Origin of the sequence: Rhizobium sp. N324 (genome assembly GCF_001664485.1) — a bacterium.
GTDB lineage: Bacteria > Pseudomonadota > Alphaproteobacteria > Rhizobiales > Rhizobiaceae > Rhizobium.
This window is the reverse complement of sequence record NZ_CP013633.1, coordinates 328,983-345,393: the sequence shown is the minus strand read 5'-3', so window position 1 is coordinate 345,393 and position 16,411 is coordinate 328,983. Positions and strand designations below refer to the sequence as shown.

Here is a 16,411-nt window from a genome sequence, read left to right as displayed (position 1 = left end):
TCAAACTTGGAACACGCACCCGTTTGCATAGCCTGCCCAAGGTCGGGATCCCGTTCCGCAAATTTGGGACAAATGTCGAGCCATACGAGCGGCGACGCCGATGGCCGCCACGTTCGATTGCTGAACTCGCCTTAGTCCACTGCGCGGCTGCTGGTATGGTCCAACATCGTCGCGTATATGTTTGGCGCGGAATTGGTATGGGGGCGCGCCGGAATAAAACCACGCGTATTCAAATATCTAAATAAAGTCAACGAGATGGGTGACATTGGAGCGACACGTCCGGAGCGTGACTTGAATTGAACCGAACCGAATTGGCGCAGGACCATTTACACAGCACGCTGAAATCTGCATATTGCCGCGCGTTGTCGCTATCCCGAGTTGATGCACGAGTCGCTTTCGCTCCCGTCAAAAGCAGCTGGGCACGGGCTCTTTTCAAGAATTTAGAAGGCAAGGATATGGAAAATTTTGTGTATCTGTTGGAGCCGGAAAGTGCGATCTTTCGCGCCGCTGAGCTCCCTGATCGCAACAGCATTGCATCGATCTCCGGTTTAATTGGCAGTGATCTTATTCAGATGATCCGCTTCGACGACATGCACTCGCTATTTGTTGGGGAAGAAGCTTTGCGAGTTGGGTTAACCGCCTTCACGATCTTTGACGGGTACCCGATCCCTCTTGCCGGGCAGATAGCGCTTTTGGGAGGCGACGGTAGTAAACCTTATCGTTCACCGTCAATAACGATGACGGAAGCCGCGCGACGTTTTGAATGTTGCCGGCCGGTGCTTGATCCTGTGTTTGCTCCGATGGACCGAGTGGCGAACAAGGGCCTCATCGTTGCGGGCGCACTGGAAAGCCTGCAAGTGCGTATTGATCGCCGCTCCCCGGTGCTCCTATGAGCGCAATGACGAATGATAGGATCCAGGTCGCGCCGATTCGCTCAGAGTCCGCGAGCGTGCCGACATGGGCTCGAGAAACGGAAGCTGACGCCTCAAAGCGGCGTTCATTACGGTGCCGAAGGCCTCCCGTTCAACTGGACAAAGGTCAACACTGAAGGGCGGAAGACGTTCAGTGCATTTGCCGAGTTGGAAGCCGCGAAGGAAAAAGTCGCCATTTTGGCGTGTTCGCGCTGACCCGGCTTTTGGCAACCTATGGCACCAGCTGAATGCCGAAGTAGTTGATCGCTGTCGACGGCGCAGCCCGCTTTGCTTGCAGACGCTGTTTCAACGCCTGCTCTCGGCGAAGTCATGCACGTTCATGGCGTAGACGAACCGGGCGAAATCGTCGGCGTCGACGCAGTTGAAACATTGGACGAACGAACGGGAGCAAGACCTTGCCCTTTAGAACCTTTTTTTGCATCCTGCTGCTGGTCACGTGCACCAGCGCTGTTTCGGCCTACGCCGCCTCGCTTTCCATCTTCAAAGCGTTCGCCGTAACCTTAGCGGCTTCGGTTTTCCTTCAGGTCGTTTATTTCTTGAGCCTGCTATTTAGGTCCTTCCGGCCCACGCGCGAGAGCGACAGATCGATACATTCAGGAACTCGGCAGGCAGACCAGCCACAAAATCGTGATCGCGATAAAACAGAGCAGTCCAACGTCCCCAAGCTTGACCCAAGGCGTAAACGGCGCACCCCTTAGCGGTGTAGGTATTGACCGAATTCATCAGGCGTAAGCTCAATTCGATGTCATGGAACTATTCAACAACCTCCAGCAACCGAGGACCGCTTTCTTCACCACGGTGCGGCGGTCCATGAGATGCTGCATTGGTCTCCCGATTGCTTCATCTTCGGCATGGATCGGGCATCGTCTGGTTTAGAAGGCCTCCTACTAAGGCGACTGCTGCCGACCGCCGCTTCTGATTAGATGACATGTTTCCGGAAGAGAACATGCCTCGAAATTTGATCGTTTCCCGTTGCCTTTTGGACCTACGCCGATCGAGAAGCTCGACCGTCTCGGTAAGCGCGGGGGTGGAAAAATTGAGAACAACGTCAACGAGATGACTGCAAGCTCGGAACTTGCATCTGGCGGAAATAAGCTCCGCAAACTTTATTACCGGAGGGTCGAGGCGGGTCCAGTCAGATTTGCCCAAAGCCGGCGCTTTTAACGCGGCCGCGCAGTCGACGACGTTCCCGCCCATGGGACGAAAACTGGCGGGGCAACTTCGACGTCGAAGATGGCGCGGATTGTTGCACGATAGCTCGCCTCGGGGCATCCCATGCAGGTCGCCGACTGTCGGACGCAGACCGGCGTTAGAGCAGGCTTTTGTCAGACATGTACTCCGCGGTTGTCGGCATTGAGACTGAATGGCGGGAGCTTGACACTACGCGCTGCTACGAAATGCCTGCTGAGCCCACGAATTCACTTCGGCACGCGATTTGCTCTGGTCACGATATGTCGCCAATCGCAGCGCGATGGTCTTCGGGCGGCGCGTCGCTGTTCGCGTCCCGTGAGGTCCGATGGTTTGCTGTGGCAATGATAGTGGCTCGGTTGTGCGCCGGGAAAATGTGAGGAGTGTTGGATGCGATCTAGAGTTCTTCGTTTGCGAGCCACACACGTCGCGAGCGGTACAGCCAAAGCGGCGGACCTTGAGCCAGGCGGGAAGCCGGGCGTGTGGGACTGGTTTGGAAGTTATGTTTGCGGACGGGTCGGTGGGCGGGTGGGGTCGAACCTGCTGCGCGAATTCCTACGGTCGGCCGACCTGTGGCGTTACCGACATGTTCGATTTCAACCGGCTGCAAAACCCGCACCTGCCCCTCGGCCAGGGGCCGCATCTGTGCGTGGGCGCTGCGCTGGCGCGCCTGAAATTGGGGAGTGCCTTCCCCCCGCCGTTCGTGCGGCCGGAGGATCTGGCGGTGGCAATCGCCGCGGAGGACGTCGTCTACACGCTGTCTTAACTCATTTGCTGCCCGCAGTCTGCCCGTCATCTTCCGCCCCTTCCGGGCTTAGAGAGTGAAGCGTCACCATGTCCGAACAATCCTTGCCGACGCTGCCGATGTGGCGGGTCGATCACATCGAGCCCTCGCCCGAGATGTTGGCGCTACGCGCCAAAGGTCCGATCCACCGCGTGCGTCTTCCGTCCGGGCACGAATGCTGGTGGGTGACAGGCTATGACGAGGCCAAGGCGGTGCTGTCTGACGCGGCATTCCGGCCCGCGGGAATGCCTCCGGCGGATTTCACCCCAGATTCGGTCATTCTCGGTTCGCCGGGATGGCTGGTCTCGCACGAAGGGGACGAGCATGCTCGGTTACGCACGATCGTGGCGCCGGCCTTCAGCAACAGCAGGGTGAAGCTGCTTACGCAGCAGGTCGAGGCGATCACCGTGCAGTTGTTCGATACGCTGGCGGTTCAGCCCCAGCCCGCAGACTTGCGACGCCATCTCTCCTTTCCGCTTCCGGCCAAGGTAATCAGCGCGCTGATGGGCGTGCCCTTCGAGGAACACGCCTTTTTCGCAGGGCTCTCCGACGAGGTGATGACGCACCAGCATGAAAGCGGCCCGCGCAGCGCGTCCGGCCTGGCCTGGGAAGAGCTCCGCGCCTACATCCACGGCAAAATACGGGGCAAGCGACAGGATCCGGGCGATAACCTGCTGACGGATCTGCTAGCCGCGGTCGACCAGGGCAAAGCGACCGAGGAAGAGGCGATCGGCCTCGCGGCGGGTGTGCTGGTGGCGGGGCACGAGAGCACCGTCGCGCAGATCGAATTTGGCCTGCTGGCCATGTTTCGCCATCCGCAACAGCGCGAACGCCTGGTCCGCGATCCTTCCCTGGTGGACAAGGCGGTGGAAGAAATACTGCGCATGTATTCGCCTGGCGCGGGGTGGGACGGCATCATGCGTTATCCCCGGACCGACGTTAACATCGCGGGCGTGCATATACCCGCGGAGAGCAAAGTACTGGTCGGCCTGCCGGCGACTTCGTTTGATCCGCGCCATTTCAAAGACCCGGAAGTCTTCGACATCGGACGCGACGCAAATCCCCACCTGGCGTTCTCCTACGGGCAGCACAATTGCATCGGGGCGGCGCTGGCGAGGCTGGAACTGAAGGCCATATTCGGTTCGATCTTCCAGCGCTTTCCCGCGTTGCGCCTGGCCGTGGCGCCCGAAGAACTGAAGTTGCGCAAGGAGATCATCACCGGCGGGTTCGAGGAGATGCCGGTGCTCTGGTGCGGACGCCCCCCGGCATCGCAATCTTCTCATTTGGCGGCGCCTGGCGCGCACCGGTCAGATCAGCCACTCGACAGGTAATCAAGATGGACGTGCAAGACACCACGGCAGCATGCCACGACGCCTTCGCCGAGCTGGCGTCGCCAGCATGCATCCAAGACCCGTACCCGTTCATGCGGTGGTTGCGAGAGCACGATCCGGTGCACCGCGCGGCGTCGGGCCTCTTTCTGTTGAGCCGCCACGCCGACATCTACTGGGCGTTCAAGGCTACGGGCGATGCGTTTCGGGGGCCGGCGCCATCCGAACTGGCGCGCTATTTCCCGCGTGCGGCGAGCAGCCTGTCGCTCAATCTGCTGGCGTCTACGCTAGCCATGAAGGAACCACCGACGCATACGCGTCTGCGCCGGCTGATTTCGCGCGATTTCACCGTGGGCCAGATCGACAACCTGCGGCCGAGCATCGCGCGCATCGTCGCAGCTCGCCTGGATGGCATGGCGCCCGCACTGGAGCGAGGAGAGGCGGTGGACCTGCATCGGGAATTCGCACTGGCCTTGCCCATGCTTGTCTTCGCTGAATTGTTCGGCATGCCCCAAGACGACGTTTTCGAGCTCTCAGCGATCGTCAGCGCCATTCTAGAAGGCCTGAGCCCGCACGCCAGCGATCCACACCTCGCCGCGGCGGACGTGGCCAGCGCCAGGGTGAAGGCCTATTTCGGCGACCTCATACTGCGCAAGCGCGCCGATCCCCGCCGCGACATCGTGTCGACACTGGTCGGCGCACACACCGACGACGCCGATACGCTCTCGGACGCGGAGTTGATCAGCATGCTGTGGGGCATGTTGCTGGGCGGCTTCGCCACCACTGCTGCGACTATCGACCATGCGGTGCTGGCGATGCTGGCCTACCCCGAGGAGCGGCACTGGCTGCAGGGAGACGCCGCAGGGGTGGAGGCATTTGTAGAAGAAGTACTGCGCTGCGAGGCGCCGGCCATGTTCAGCTCCATTCCGCGTATCGCCCAGCGCGACATCGAACTGCATGGCGTGGTGATCCCGAAGGACGCGGACGTGCGCGTGCTGATCGCGGCCGGCAATCGCGACCCGGACGCTTTCGCTGATCCCGACCGCTTCGATCCGGTGCGGTTCTACGGCACCAGGCCTGGCATGTCGAGCGACGGAAAGATTATGCTGAGCTTCGGCCACGGCATCCACTTCTGCCTAGGTGCTCAACTCGCCAGGGTGCAACTGGCCGAGAGCCTGCCGCAGATCCAGGCTCGCTTCCCCACGTTGGCCTTGGCCGAGCAGCCGACCCGGGAGCCCTCAGCGTTCCTTAGGACGTTCCGCGCGCTGCCGGTGCGGCTGCACGCGCAGGCGGCGGCTGAGGTTCGCGTCGTGGTCGACCAGGACCTGTGCGGAACCACTGGTCAGTGCGTGTTGACGCTGCCGGGCACCTTTCGTCAGCGCGAGCCGGACGGCGTGGCGGAAGTGTGCATGGCGACGGTCCCGCAGGCGCTGCACGCCGCCGTGCGCCTAGCAGCCAGCCAGTGCCCGGTCGCGGCCATTCGGGTGATCGAAAGCGAAGCCGGCGATGACCATTGCACCAACCCCGGCCCTACGCCCTCTCCGGCAGACGCTGAGCGACATGCAGCGAAAGACCTACGCAATCCAGGAGAACATGATGGAACGATTTAAAGGCAAGGTGGCCGTGGTGACCGGCGCCGGCGCCGGGATCGGCAAGGCATGCGCCCTCGCCATCGCGCGCGAGGGCGGCAGAGTGGTGGTGGCCGACATTGATGGCCCCGCTGCCATCGCCTGCACCGCACAGATCGCAGCCGAAGCGGGCCAAGCGCTGGCCGTGGCCATGGACATCGCAGATGCGCAGGCGGTGGCAGAGCTGTTCAAAACGGCGAAGCGGCGCTTCGGTGGGGTCGACGTGCTTGTGAACAATGCGAGCGCCATGCATTTGACTCCGCACGACCGCGCGATCCTCGACCTGGACGTGGCGGTCTGGGACCAGACCATGGCGACCAATTTGCGCGGCACGCTCCTTTGCTGCCGGCAGGCCATCCCACAAATGATCGGCCGTGGTGGTGGCGCGATCGTGAACATGTCATCGTGCCAAGGGCTCAGCGGCGACACCGCACTGACGTCATACGCCGCGTCGAAGGCCGCAATGAACATGCTGTCGGCCTCGCTTGCCACCCAATACGGACACGCGAAGATCCGCTGCAACGCGGTTGCGCCAGGTCTTGTCATGACTGAACGTCTCTTCGCCAAGCTGGACGAGTGCATGCAACGGCATCTACACCGGCACCAGCTCCTGCCGCACGTCGGCCGCCCCGAGGACGTAGCCGCGCTGGTCGCGTTCCTGCTCTCGGAGGAGGCTGCGTTCATTACCGGCCAGGTGGTGTGCATCGACGGCGGCATGTTGGCGCATGTTCCAACCTACGCCGACGGTGGCAACAGCGCGGCTCGGCCGGCCGGTGACGCCGCCGAAGCAACCGCAGCGTCGCATTGGTGATGGACATGCTGCTCAACCCGCTGAACCGCTGGCGCCGGCTACGGGACGACATCCCGGTCATGCCTGGCGCTTTCCCCCTGGTCGGGCATCTCCCCGCCATCGTCTGCGATCTGCCGCGCCTGCTGCGGCGCGCGGAAAGGACCCTAGGCAGCCACTTCTGGCTGGACTTCGGCCCGGCCGGACACCTGATGACATGCCTGGATCCAGATGCGCTCGCATTGCTCCGGCACAAGGAAGTGTCCTCGGCACTGATCGAAGAGATGGCGCCCGACATCCTTGGCGGAACGTTGGTCACTTTGGACGGTAGCGCGCACCGGCAGGCGCGCGATGGGATAAAAGCGGCGTTTCTGCCGAGGGGTCTGACCGAGGCCGGCATTGGCGAGCTGTTCGAACCAATTATTAGGGCTCAGGTCAAGGCGTGGCGCGACCGCGGTGAAGTCGCTATCCTGCCAGACACACGCAACCTGATGCTCAAACTCACCTTCAGTCTCATGGGCATCCCCGCTCAAGACCTGTCGGAGTGGCATCGCAAGTACCGGCAACTGCTGCAATTGATGGTCGCGCCCCCGATCGACCTGCCGGGGATGCCCTTGCGACGCGGCCGCGCCGCCCGCGATTGGATCGACGCGCAGTCGCGCCAGTTCATCCGGGACGCGCGCGCGCGCGCCGCGCGCACCGGGTTGATCAACGACATGGTGAGCGCCTTCGATTGCAGCGATGGCGCGCTCTCCGATGACGTCCTGGTCGCCAATATCCGCTTGCTGCTGCTTGCCGGCCACGAGACCTCCGCCTCGACGATAGCCTGGATGGTGATCGAGCTGGCGCAGCATCCAGAGCTGTGGGACGCCCTGGTCGAAGAGGCGCAACGCGTGGGCGCGGTGCCGACCGGGCACGAGGACCTGGCGCAATGTCCGGTCGCAGAGGCGCTGTTTCGGGAGACGCTACGAATGCATCCGGCTTCCTCGCTCGTACCGCGTCGCGCGATGCAGGAATTACAACTCGGCCAGCGGCGCATTCCTGCGGGCACTCATTTATGCATCCCACTACTGCATTTCTCGACCTCGCCGCTGCTGCACGAAGCGCCCGATCAGTTCCGTCTGGGGCGGTGGCTGCAACGCACGGAGCCGATCCGGCCGGTGGACATGCTGCAGTTCGGTGCCGGCCCACACGTCTGCATGGGCTATCACCTTGTATGGCTGGAGCTGGTGCAGTTCAGCATCGCCTTGGCATTGACCATGCAGGAGGCCGGGGTGCGGCCGCGATTGATGAGCGGCGTCGAAAAAGGCCGGCGCTATTACCCGACCGCACATCCGTCCATGACAGTCCGCATCGGATTCTCATGAGCTGGGATCCTCTGCCCCGTGTCAAGAGGCAGCGGCGAAGACGATGGGCGGCATTGCTGCATTCGGCGCGCGCGCGCGGTGCGACGCCGGCAGCACCGCGGCGGCTCGCCGCTCGCCGCGGCATTCTCTGTCAGGTAGAAGGAGATGAACAACATGCAGAAGGGTTCCACGCTAAACGGCGACCGAACTGGCGTTTCCCCGTTCGGCGGATCGGGCGCGCAGGCGTGCGGCGGATTGCCGGTGCGCGCGTCCATAGGCATGGGCGCGCTATGCGCCGTCGCGGAGGATGCCGCGCGTTACGCTGTACCGCGCACTGGATCGCTATCGCGCCTGTTTCGGCCTTGTATTGTAGGTGGTCGAGGATGACATGCCAGCGGATGACGCGACGCTGGGCAAGCCGCCGGCAAGCATGCGGCGGAGAAGAAAGCAACCGGCGTGCCGATCACCAAGCTGCATGCAGCGCCCCAGTCAGTGCCGGGCCTATGGCCAGAGGCCGAGGAAGCCATCACCTCGATGCGCCCGCGTGCGGAGCGGTTGGCGCAGGCCGTGCAGCGGGCCAAAAGGGTATCTGTTCAAGCACGCGCCGTGCGCATTGGCGCCGGTCCGCACGGAGGCGCCGCCGTAGCGCTGCGATCGGCCGGCGGCACCGCTAGATGCTACATTGTGTTCGATTCCACGGCGCAGATCGGAGCGGTTGCCCACCGCGGACCGCCGCCAGCATAGGTGCGCTTCGCCGCGCTTCTCGTCAACTGCCTGCAGAGGGAACATCCCGCATGAGTGCGCTGTCCGAACAGATCCTTTCTGAATTGCGCCACTTGCTGAACGAGACGCGCGATGGCGGCAGCGTGAGTCCGTCCGTTTACGACACGGCGCGCGTTTTGCAGTTCAGCGGCAACGTCACCGGTCGGCAGAACGGATACGCGTGGCTCATGGCGCAGCAACAGGCCGATGGCGGATGGGGAAGTGCTGACTTCCCACTGTTCCGCCATGTACCCACGTGGGCGGCGTTGCTTGCATTGCGGCGTGCCGATCCTCTTCCCGGCGCTGCGGACGCAGTTCAGGCTGCAACGCGGTTCCTCGAGCGCCAGCCGGATCCCTACGCGGATGCGGTGCCGGAAGACGCGCCGGTAGGCGCGGAGCTGATCCTGCCGCAGATCTCCGGCGAGGCCACATCCTTGGTGGGCGACGTGGTGTTTCCGCGCTACCCGGCGCTGTTGCCGTTGCGGCAAGCGTGCCTGGTTAAGTTGGGGACGGTGGGACCGCTGCCGAGCGGCCATCCGTTGTTGCACTCCTGGGAAGCCTGGGGGACGTCGCCGACCAGGGCATGCCTGGACGACGATGGCAGCATCGGCATCAGCCCGGCGGCAACCGCCGCGTGGCGTGCGCACGCCCTCACACAGGCGAGCGCGCCACAGGTCGAGCGTGCCGACAGGTATCTTCAGGCCGCATCGCGCGCGGCGCGCAGCGGCATCGAAGGTGTCGTTCCCAGCGTCTGGCCGATCAACGTGTTCGAGCCATGCTGGTCGCTGTACACTCTGCATCTGGCCGGGTTGTTTTCGCATCCCGCGCTCGCCGAGGCGGTGCGCGTGATCGTCGCGCAGCTCGATGCCTGTCTGGGCGTGCGCGGTCTGGGTCCGGCCTTGCACTTCGCGGCCGATGCGGACGACACTGCTGTTGCGTTGTGCATCCTGCGCCTAGCAGGACGCAACCCGGCTGCCGACGCGTTGCGCCACTTCGAAATCGGCGGGCTGTTCGTTACCTTCCCCGGCGAGCGCAATGCCTCGGTGTCGACCAACATCCACGCCCTGCATGCGTTCAGACTGTTGGGAAAGCCCACCGCCGGTACCAGCGCTTACCTTGAGGCCAATCGCAACGCGGATGGTCTATGGGACAATGACAAATGGCATGTTTCGTGGCTGTATCCCACCGCGCATGCAATCGCTGCGCTCGCGCAAGGCGCGCCCCAGTGGCGCGACGAGCGCGCGCTGGCGGCGCTGTTGCAGGCGCAGCGCGATGACGGCGGCTGGGGCGCGGGTCGCGCGTCAACATTTGAGGAAACCGCCTATGCGCTGTTCGCGTTGCACGTGATGGATGGGCGCGAAGAGCCGACAGGGCGCGCCCGCATCGCGCTGGCGGTCGCGCACGCGCTGGAGTGGATGCTCGCTCGCCATGAGGCGCATGAATTGCCGCAGACGCCGCTGTGGATCGGCAAGGAATTGTATTGCCCGACCCGGGTCGTGCGCGTGATCGAACTCGCCGGCTTGTGGCTGGCTCTTCGTTGGGGGCGGCGCATCCCGACCGAGGGAGCAGGAGGAATAGCGCAATGATCCCGACCGAAAGCGCGCTGCAGCAAGTACTGGAGTGGGGGCGTTCCCTGACCGGATTCGCCGACGAGCATGCCGTAGAAGCAGTTAGGGGCGGACAGTACATCCTGCAGTGTATCCAACCGAGCTTGCACGATATCAGCGCCCGCACCGGCCGAGATCCGCAGGACGAAAAGCTGATCGTGGCGTTTTATTGCGAGTTGGCGCTACTGTTTTGGCTCGACGATTGCAACGACCTTGGCCTGATCGCGCCGGAGCAGCTGGCCGCGGTGGAGCAGGCGCTGGGGCAGGGCGTGCCATGCGCGGTCCCCGGTTTCGAGGGCTGCGCTGTGCTGCGCGCTTCCCTGGCCGCGCTCGCCTACGATAGGCGCGACTATACTGAGCTTCTAAACGATACCCGGTGCTACTGCGCGGCGCTGCGCGCCGGACACGCGCAGGCGGCGGGGGCTGAACGCTGGTCGTACGCCGAATACTTGCACAATTCCATCGATTCGATCGCCTACGCGAACGTGTTCTGTTGCCTGTCGTTGCTATGGGGGCTGGACATGGCGACCCTGCGCGCGCGTCCGGCGTTTCGCCAGGTGCTGCGGCTCATCTCCACGATAGGGCGCCTGCAGAACGATCTGCATGGATGCGCCAAGGATAGGGCGGCGGGAGAAGCCGACAACGCTGCCATCCTGCTCCTGCAGCGTTATCCGGCTATGCCTGTGGAGGATTTCCTCAACGACGAGCTGGTCGGCCATGCGCGCATGCTGCACCGAGTGATGGTGAAAGAACGCTTTCCTGCACCATGGGGACCGTTAATCGAGGCCATGGCGGTCATTCGCGCGAAGTACTACCAGACCTCGATCAGCCGCTACGGCAACGATGCGGCGGGGGGAGGCCAGCGTGCGCCGGCGTGAACGCGCGGGAGGCGGCGGCGTGCGCGCGGCGCCCTCGGTCCGATCCGACGCAACGCCAACGCCCAATACGGCGGATCGAGCGAGCGGGTGCGACGACGCCCTGACCCGGCGCAAGGACGACCATCTGGACCTCGTGCTGGATCGGCGAACGGCGCCAGCCACGGTCGCTGCCGGCTGGGAGCAAATCCGGTTCGAACACTGCGCACTGCCCGAGCTGGACCTGACGCAGATCGAACTGCGCACATCGCTGTTAGGCAAGCCCATGCGTGCGCCGCTGCTGATCAGTTCCATGACCGGCGGAATGCCACGCGCAGAGGCCATCAATCGGCACCTGAGCGAGGCGGCGCAAGCCTTGGGGATCGCCATGTGCGTCGGTTCGCAGCGCGTGAGCCTGCAATCGCGCAATTCCCAGGGGCTGACGCGCGCCCTACGCCGCCTGGCGCCTGACATTCCCTTGCTGGCCAATATCGGCGCTGCGCAACTGCGCGAGGCCGACGGCCTTGATCTGGCGCGCCGGGCTGTCGATGCGCTGGAGGCTGATGGGCTGATCGTCCATCTCAATCCGCTGCAGGAAGTGCTACAGCCGGATGGCGACCGCGACTGGCACGGCGTACTGGCGCAGGTGGCTCGCGCCGCGCGTAGCGTGGGCGTGCCGATCGTGGCCAAAGAAGTCGGGTGGGGCCTGTCCGCCTCGGTGGCCTGCGCGCTCGTCGAGGCGGGTGTTGAGGTGATTGATGTCGCCGGAGCCGGCGGCACCAGTTGGGCCGCGGTGGAGGGCGAGCGCGCCCGCGATGCCGCCGGCCGTGCAGTGGCGATGGCGTTTGCCGATTGGGGGATCCCGACACCGGCCAGCTTGCAGGCGGTCCGTCGGGCACTGCCAACGGTGAAGCTTATCGCGTCCGGCGGGATCCGCGACGGCGTCGACGTGGCCAAGGCCATTCGCCTCGGAGCGGACATTGCCGGGCAGGCAGCCGGCGTGCTGCCGGCGGCTACGGTATCGACCGAAGCGGTCGTTGCGCATTTCGAGGTCGTCATCCGCCAGTTGGCCGTCGCCTGCTTTTGCACCGGCTCACCTGATCTGGCGACGTTGCGGCAGGCGCGCTTGTTGCCCTCCGCGCATCCGCCAGTCGGATGATGCCGGCGTCGCCCGCTCTGTCGGCCGGCCCTCCAAGCTGGTTGCAAAAACCGTTAACGCTAAAGCTAGACCTCTAATCCACCTTGGCCCAGCGGTTCGATGCAGGGAACGAAGTGTTCATGAAGCAGCTGTTGACGATGAAGCGGTAATGATGCCGCCGGCTAGGTTATGCGTACCGTAACTCGGGCTTACAAAGGCGCGCAATCCAGCGCCGTTTGTTGAATCAGACCGGCTTTTCCCGGTCCAGCCACGCCTTTGCAAAGTGCATGATTAAGCCAGTCAACGAAGGACCGTTTTTGAGGGCTGGCAGGAATGGTGTCACCTATCTGTTCGAGATACGCATAAAATCTGGCGGCTGCGCTGTCCAATCCTTGGCCGCGAACGATACTGGGTCGATTCAGCTGCGTGTCCACGGCAGGCAATTTGCCAAGCACTTCTGCGCGGCCGACTGTATCTGCGATGTCGTCGGCGATCTGATACGCGTGCCCGAGCAATTCCCCCACCTTAGACCATGGGGCCGGATCTGCACCACTTGCCAGGGCACCGCAAGTGGCCGCCGCGACAAAGAGGGAGCCGGTCTTGTAATGGTGATAGCGGTCGATTGGGACGTGCGTCATTGCCTCCATCGACTGTCCGGCGATCAGTCCGTGACTGGGGCCGACCGCCTCCGCAACCACCTCGATCATGCGCGCGCCCAACTCAGGTGTTAGCGCAGCCTGCAAGCTGAGGTATTTGAAAGCCATCACAATCAAGGCATCGCCGGTCAAAACGGCGATAGGCTCTCCGAAAAGCCGGTGCACCGTTGGTCTGCCGCGGCGTAGCGCCGCGTTATCGAAGCAAGGCAAGTCGTCATGCACCAACGAGGCACAGTGCAGCAATTCAATTGCTGCCGCGGCTCTTGTCGCCAGCTCAGGATCTTTTTCGCCGCACACATAGGAGACTTTCAAGCAGAGCTTGGGGCGCATCCGGGAGCCCCCTGGAAACACTGCCGCGTCCAGCGCTCCACGCAGGTGAGCCGGCGCAGCCGGACTTAGAGCAGTATCCATGGCAGCTCGCAGTGCTTGCTCGATGAGCTTGTCGCTATCGCCAACCACGTCGGCTTGGTGATTCGAAATCATATCGCATCTCCACTTTTGAGACGAAAACGAAAACGGGCCTAGTCCAACCGGTGCCAAACAAAAGGCCGATTTAGCTGTGTCTCTTCAGGTTCTAGGGCACCGTTAAGTTTAGCGGATTGCGGCGGCCAACATGCGGCACCGGCGTGACCAATGAAACCGTGTGCCAGTGGGAGCCTTAACTCGGCAAGGCGATCTCCCACTGGAATCCCTTGAAGCAGTCTCATTCGCGGCGACATGACATCTGAACGTCGGTTACTTCGATCGCGCGCGAAGAACATTGGCTCCGGCGGCGCTGTCGGCCAGAATGGCATCGCTCTCAACGTCTTGATCCAAAGCTGAAGAGGCTCCCGCGCTGAGCAGTGGCTGGTGACAAAGCTCTTTGGATCGGCTGCACGCCGCTGCGCGTGATGATCGCTGACGAGCTCCGTTCGTACGGTACGACATGCGCGAAGATGGGCCTTACATCTAAAGGTGTTGGTCATCGTCGATAGTAGCCACTGGAGCTTGGACCGGAACCATTGCCGGCAGAGATCTGGGCTCCTACAAGCAATTGGTGTGCCACCAGATCATTGTTAGTGAATGTTTCAATGGCGACAGAAGGCGCCTTCCGGTGCTCACCGTGTGTCGGGAGTCGCGGATTGTGCCACTCCGCCTAGTATTTGAACAGCGTCAACCTTGCGAGCGATCCGTCCGAAGGCCAACCCAGCATTGGAGTGATTTGGGTTGAGGTCACAATGCACGTCGGCGCTTGCATCATGCCAGCCTGTCAATGTGCGCGATCGCACACGACTGTCAGCTTTGCGTCAATTACGATCGAACCGATGCTTTTGACGTTTCACGAGGTTACGCTGCCGATAGACCCCGCGTGAGAAGACGACTGAGCCCTTCCAGTTGTTCTTCGGCGCGATGTTGCCGAAGCCTTACACTCGACCGGCTTGGCGAGGATTTCAGCGCTGCCGTAGCCCTTGTCGGCCGGCAGGAAACCGCTTCGAGAAGTCGGTCCCCTACCGCCTTTTGCTAGCGGACTAAAAGGGCGGAGCAGGTGGATCTTTACAGCGCTTTCTTTCAAAGCCCTGGTTGCGCCTTGTGTTCGTCAGCGATCAGGAGCGCCTTCGGCTCGACATGCTTGGCCACGGCCGCCCATGCATCCTTGCCGTTCTCGTCCAGGATCACCCGCGTCACCGTTCTGTTCGGTGCATGGCGGTTGGCCTCCCTCAGCGCCAGAACTCACATGCGCTTGCCGTTCTGATTTTCCTTCTTGCGCCCGTCCTTGCGCTCTTCCTTCTTGTCACCTTGCGGAGGACGCCGCCCACATACTTGCCGTCGATCTGCACCGTACCGTGCAGCTTGATCGCATCACGGCGAAGGTCGGCTGCCTCCCGGAGCTTCTGCAGCAGGAAGTAGGCGGTCTTGTACTGGACGTTGACCTTGCGGCTCAGATGAGTGCCGCCATGCCCTTGGCGGCCGTGATCTCCTCCCAGATTGCCATGATGATCTTCTTGAATGAAAGCTTGCGGTTGGCGAAAACCGAAAATTCGGCGCGGCATTCCGGCTCCGAGCATCAGAACGACGACGCCGTACGGCTCCAGGCAGCCACAGCGAGGGCAATATGGCTTCCCGACGTTCTTGGGCCAACGGAAGTCGACGAACAGGCCGTAGGTGTCGTCCTCGGCTGCCCGAAGCCTCTCTCGGGTCAGGCCAGGCGCACTGGTCGTATTTCGAACCTCCGGTCTCCTGCGGAGAAGGCGTCGTAGGAATTCGGTCTCAGGATGGGAATTCGCTCCTGCAGCATGTTCAGGCTTCCGGTCGATACGCGAGACATAAGCAGACAACTCCGTCGTAAGGACGGAAGCGAAAGGTCAGTGCTCTATTCGTATCGATTTGAACATGAAAGGACCCTTACCAGGAGAACGAAACCACGTTCAGGGGTTAGCACTTTCGTAAGGTTGTCAAACCCGTGCCCTTATATCGGGAGAAAATTCAATGTCTCAGAGCCAGACTACCCAGCGCAATCTATAATCCAGTTCAGTGAATGGGTCCAGATCGTGAGAGCTGTCTTCGGGTGACCGCGCCTCATGACGACTATTAACGACTCGTTCCCAACAATCGAACATCCGCAAGGTAGATTCACGTTCGAGCATCTTGTGCCTACCTCTGTATGCCTTACTGGGCAGGTAACCTTGCCGTTTCAGGCACTGTCCTGACCTCTGGCCTTAATAATCTTGTTGTTTATTACCTTTTCCCGAGCAGATCAGACGAACACAACGTAGAACTGGTGGTAAAAAGCGCTGATCAGAAAGAAATTAATTTCAGCCGCATCAAGCGAAGGTGTAGCGTCTGCCAACTCGTAAAAAAGGCTCATTTCCAGCAAATAAGGGTGCCCTAGAAACAAAAAAGGCCCCCTAAAGGAGCCTTCCCATGGCGTTTCCGCCGAACGCGTGTGCCTTACCGTGGTGTACCGACCTCTAAGGGTGCACCTGCAACAGCGACCTTTCGGGAGCCTCGTTGTCTGCTGCTTACAATGATGTAACCCTCACGGTCGACTATTTCAAGCCCTTTGTGTGGATGCGATAAGGTGGCGGCTTCGTTTAGCAAAGTTCACGTTTGTGGCACTTGCTCCATGATGCCGGAATTTTCAGAGAGCATCGAACCTACACGCTAGCGGGAGCGGTAACCGATATGGGTTCTTGGCTGAGGGATTTCCAGCACGGCGGAGCTTTCCCAGCTAGCCAAATGGGATATCGTGGGACGGGGAAATGGATCGGTTTTCGAGGATTATGTCTCGTCCTCAACGAAGACCGCTTAGAAGATGTTGAGCATTGAATGTGAATTTTCGCTCAAATTCGACGCAACCTAGATGATTCAGTGGCGGGTGCGGCCATAGCCGACTCATCTTTCATGGAACTGGGCCACCGGTC

At 62.0% G+C, this 16,411-nt stretch carries 12 protein-coding genes and 1 pseudogene; 9 read left to right on the top strand and 4 right to left on the bottom strand.

The features are described from left to right. Positions 1–455 precede the first annotated feature (455 nt). From AMK05_RS27125 to fni, 9 genes are all read left to right on the top strand, one after another. The gene (locus AMK05_RS27125) at positions 456–893 is read left to right on the top strand and encodes a DUF3846 domain-containing protein (RefSeq protein WP_004673815.1); all 438 of its coding nucleotides are present in this window, start codon (positions 456–458) and stop codon (positions 891–893) included. Between the two features lie 1,813 nt (positions 894–2,706). Further along, complete coding sequence (locus AMK05_RS35815) at positions 2,707–2,886, top strand: hypothetical protein (protein ID WP_064842870.1); 180 nt, start codon at positions 2,707–2,709, stop codon at positions 2,884–2,886. Positions 2,887–2,954: 68 nt separating this feature from the next. Then, positions 2,955–4,235 carry a cytochrome P450 gene (locus AMK05_RS27115; protein WP_004673818.1) on the top strand — a complete coding sequence of 427 codons (1,281 nt, stop codon included), beginning with the start codon at positions 2,955–2,957 and terminating at the stop codon, positions 4,233–4,235. A gap of 5 nt (positions 4,236–4,240) precedes the next feature. Then, complete coding sequence (locus AMK05_RS27110) at positions 4,241–5,842, top strand: cytochrome P450 (protein ID WP_004673819.1); 1,602 nt, start codon at positions 4,241–4,243, stop codon at positions 5,840–5,842. Beyond that, entirely contained in the window at positions 5,829–6,671 is an 843-nt protein-coding gene (locus tag AMK05_RS27105) for an SDR family oxidoreductase (RefSeq protein WP_018247209.1), read from the top strand. Before AMK05_RS27110 ends, AMK05_RS27105 begins: the two co-directional genes overlap by 14 nt. Beyond that, positions 6,671–8,014 carry a cytochrome P450 gene (locus AMK05_RS27100; protein WP_018247208.1) on the top strand — a complete coding sequence of 448 codons (1,344 nt, stop codon included), beginning with the start codon at positions 6,671–6,673 and terminating at the stop codon, positions 8,012–8,014. The genes AMK05_RS27105 and AMK05_RS27100 overlap by 1 nt, the downstream gene beginning before the upstream one ends. A 773-nt stretch (positions 8,015–8,787) precedes the next feature. Continuing rightward, complete coding sequence (locus tag AMK05_RS27090; RefSeq protein ID WP_064842730.1) at positions 8,788–10,341, top strand: hypothetical protein; 1,554 nt, start codon at positions 8,788–8,790, stop codon at positions 10,339–10,341. Continuing rightward, positions 10,338–11,240, top strand: coding sequence for a terpene synthase family protein (locus AMK05_RS27085; protein ID WP_004671966.1), 903 nt, complete (start codon positions 10,338–10,340; stop codon positions 11,238–11,240). The genes AMK05_RS27090 and AMK05_RS27085 overlap by 4 nt, the downstream gene beginning before the upstream one ends. Before the next feature lie 100 nt (positions 11,241–11,340). Then, positions 11,341–12,375, top strand: coding sequence for a type 2 isopentenyl-diphosphate Delta-isomerase (fni, locus tag AMK05_RS27080; protein ID WP_064842866.1), 1,035 nt, complete (start codon positions 11,341–11,343; stop codon positions 12,373–12,375). Positions 12,376–12,563: 188 nt separating this feature from the next. Here fni and AMK05_RS27075 read toward each other — a convergent pair whose 3' ends face one another. The 4 genes and pseudogenes from AMK05_RS27075 to AMK05_RS35395 all read right to left on the bottom strand — a co-directional run bounded on the left by AMK05_RS27075 (position 12,564) and on the right by AMK05_RS35395 (position 15,040). Continuing rightward, positions 12,564–13,493, bottom strand: a complete 930-nt coding sequence (locus tag AMK05_RS27075) for a polyprenyl synthetase family protein (protein ID WP_008536525.1) — start codon at positions 13,491–13,493, stop codon at positions 12,564–12,566. Between the two features lie 830 nt (positions 13,494–14,323). Continuing rightward, positions 14,324–14,472 (bottom strand): annotated as a pseudogene (locus AMK05_RS35805) (IS5/IS1182 family transposase); the annotation flags it as partial. A gap of 86 nt (positions 14,473–14,558) precedes the next feature. After that, entirely contained in the window at positions 14,559–14,666 is a 108-nt protein-coding gene (locus tag AMK05_RS34895; protein ID WP_237352247.1) for a transposase, read from the bottom strand. 41 nt (positions 14,667–14,707) lie between these two features. Further along, on the bottom strand, positions 14,708–15,040 hold the full coding sequence (locus tag AMK05_RS35395) for a hypothetical protein (RefSeq protein WP_171899864.1): 333 nt from the start codon (positions 15,038–15,040) through the stop codon (positions 14,708–14,710). Positions 15,041–16,411: the final 1,371 nt, after the last annotated feature.

What these genes read in the sequence shown, in the direction of transcription:
- AMK05_RS27125 (WP_004673815.1), top strand. Translation starts at nt 456, where the DNA reads ATGGAAAATTTTGTGTATCTGTTGGAGCCGGAAAGTGCGATCTTTCGC.
- AMK05_RS35815 (WP_064842870.1), top strand. Translation starts at nt 2,707, where the DNA reads ATGTTCGATTTCAACCGGCTGCAAAACCCGCACCTGCCCCTCGGCCAG.
- AMK05_RS27115 (WP_004673818.1), top strand. Translation starts at nt 2,955, where the DNA reads ATGTCCGAACAATCCTTGCCGACGCTGCCGATGTGGCGGGTCGATCAC.
- AMK05_RS27110 (WP_004673819.1), top strand. Translation starts at nt 4,241, where the DNA reads ATGGACGTGCAAGACACCACGGCAGCATGCCACGACGCCTTCGCCGAG.
- AMK05_RS27105 (WP_018247209.1), top strand. Translation starts at nt 5,829, where the DNA reads ATGGAACGATTTAAAGGCAAGGTGGCCGTGGTGACCGGCGCCGGCGCC.
- AMK05_RS27100 (WP_018247208.1), top strand. Translation starts at nt 6,671, where the DNA reads ATGGACATGCTGCTCAACCCGCTGAACCGCTGGCGCCGGCTACGGGAC.
- AMK05_RS27090 (WP_064842730.1), top strand. Translation starts at nt 8,788, where the DNA reads ATGAGTGCGCTGTCCGAACAGATCCTTTCTGAATTGCGCCACTTGCTG.
- AMK05_RS27085 (WP_004671966.1), top strand. Translation starts at nt 10,338, where the DNA reads ATGATCCCGACCGAAAGCGCGCTGCAGCAAGTACTGGAGTGGGGGCGT.
- AMK05_RS27075 (WP_008536525.1), bottom strand. Translation starts at nt 13,493, where the DNA reads ATGATTTCGAATCACCAAGCCGACGTGGTTGGCGATAGCGACAAGCTC.
- AMK05_RS35395 (WP_171899864.1), bottom strand. Translation starts at nt 15,040, where the DNA reads ATGCCGCGCCGAATTTTCGGTTTTCGCCAACCGCAAGCTTTCATTCAA.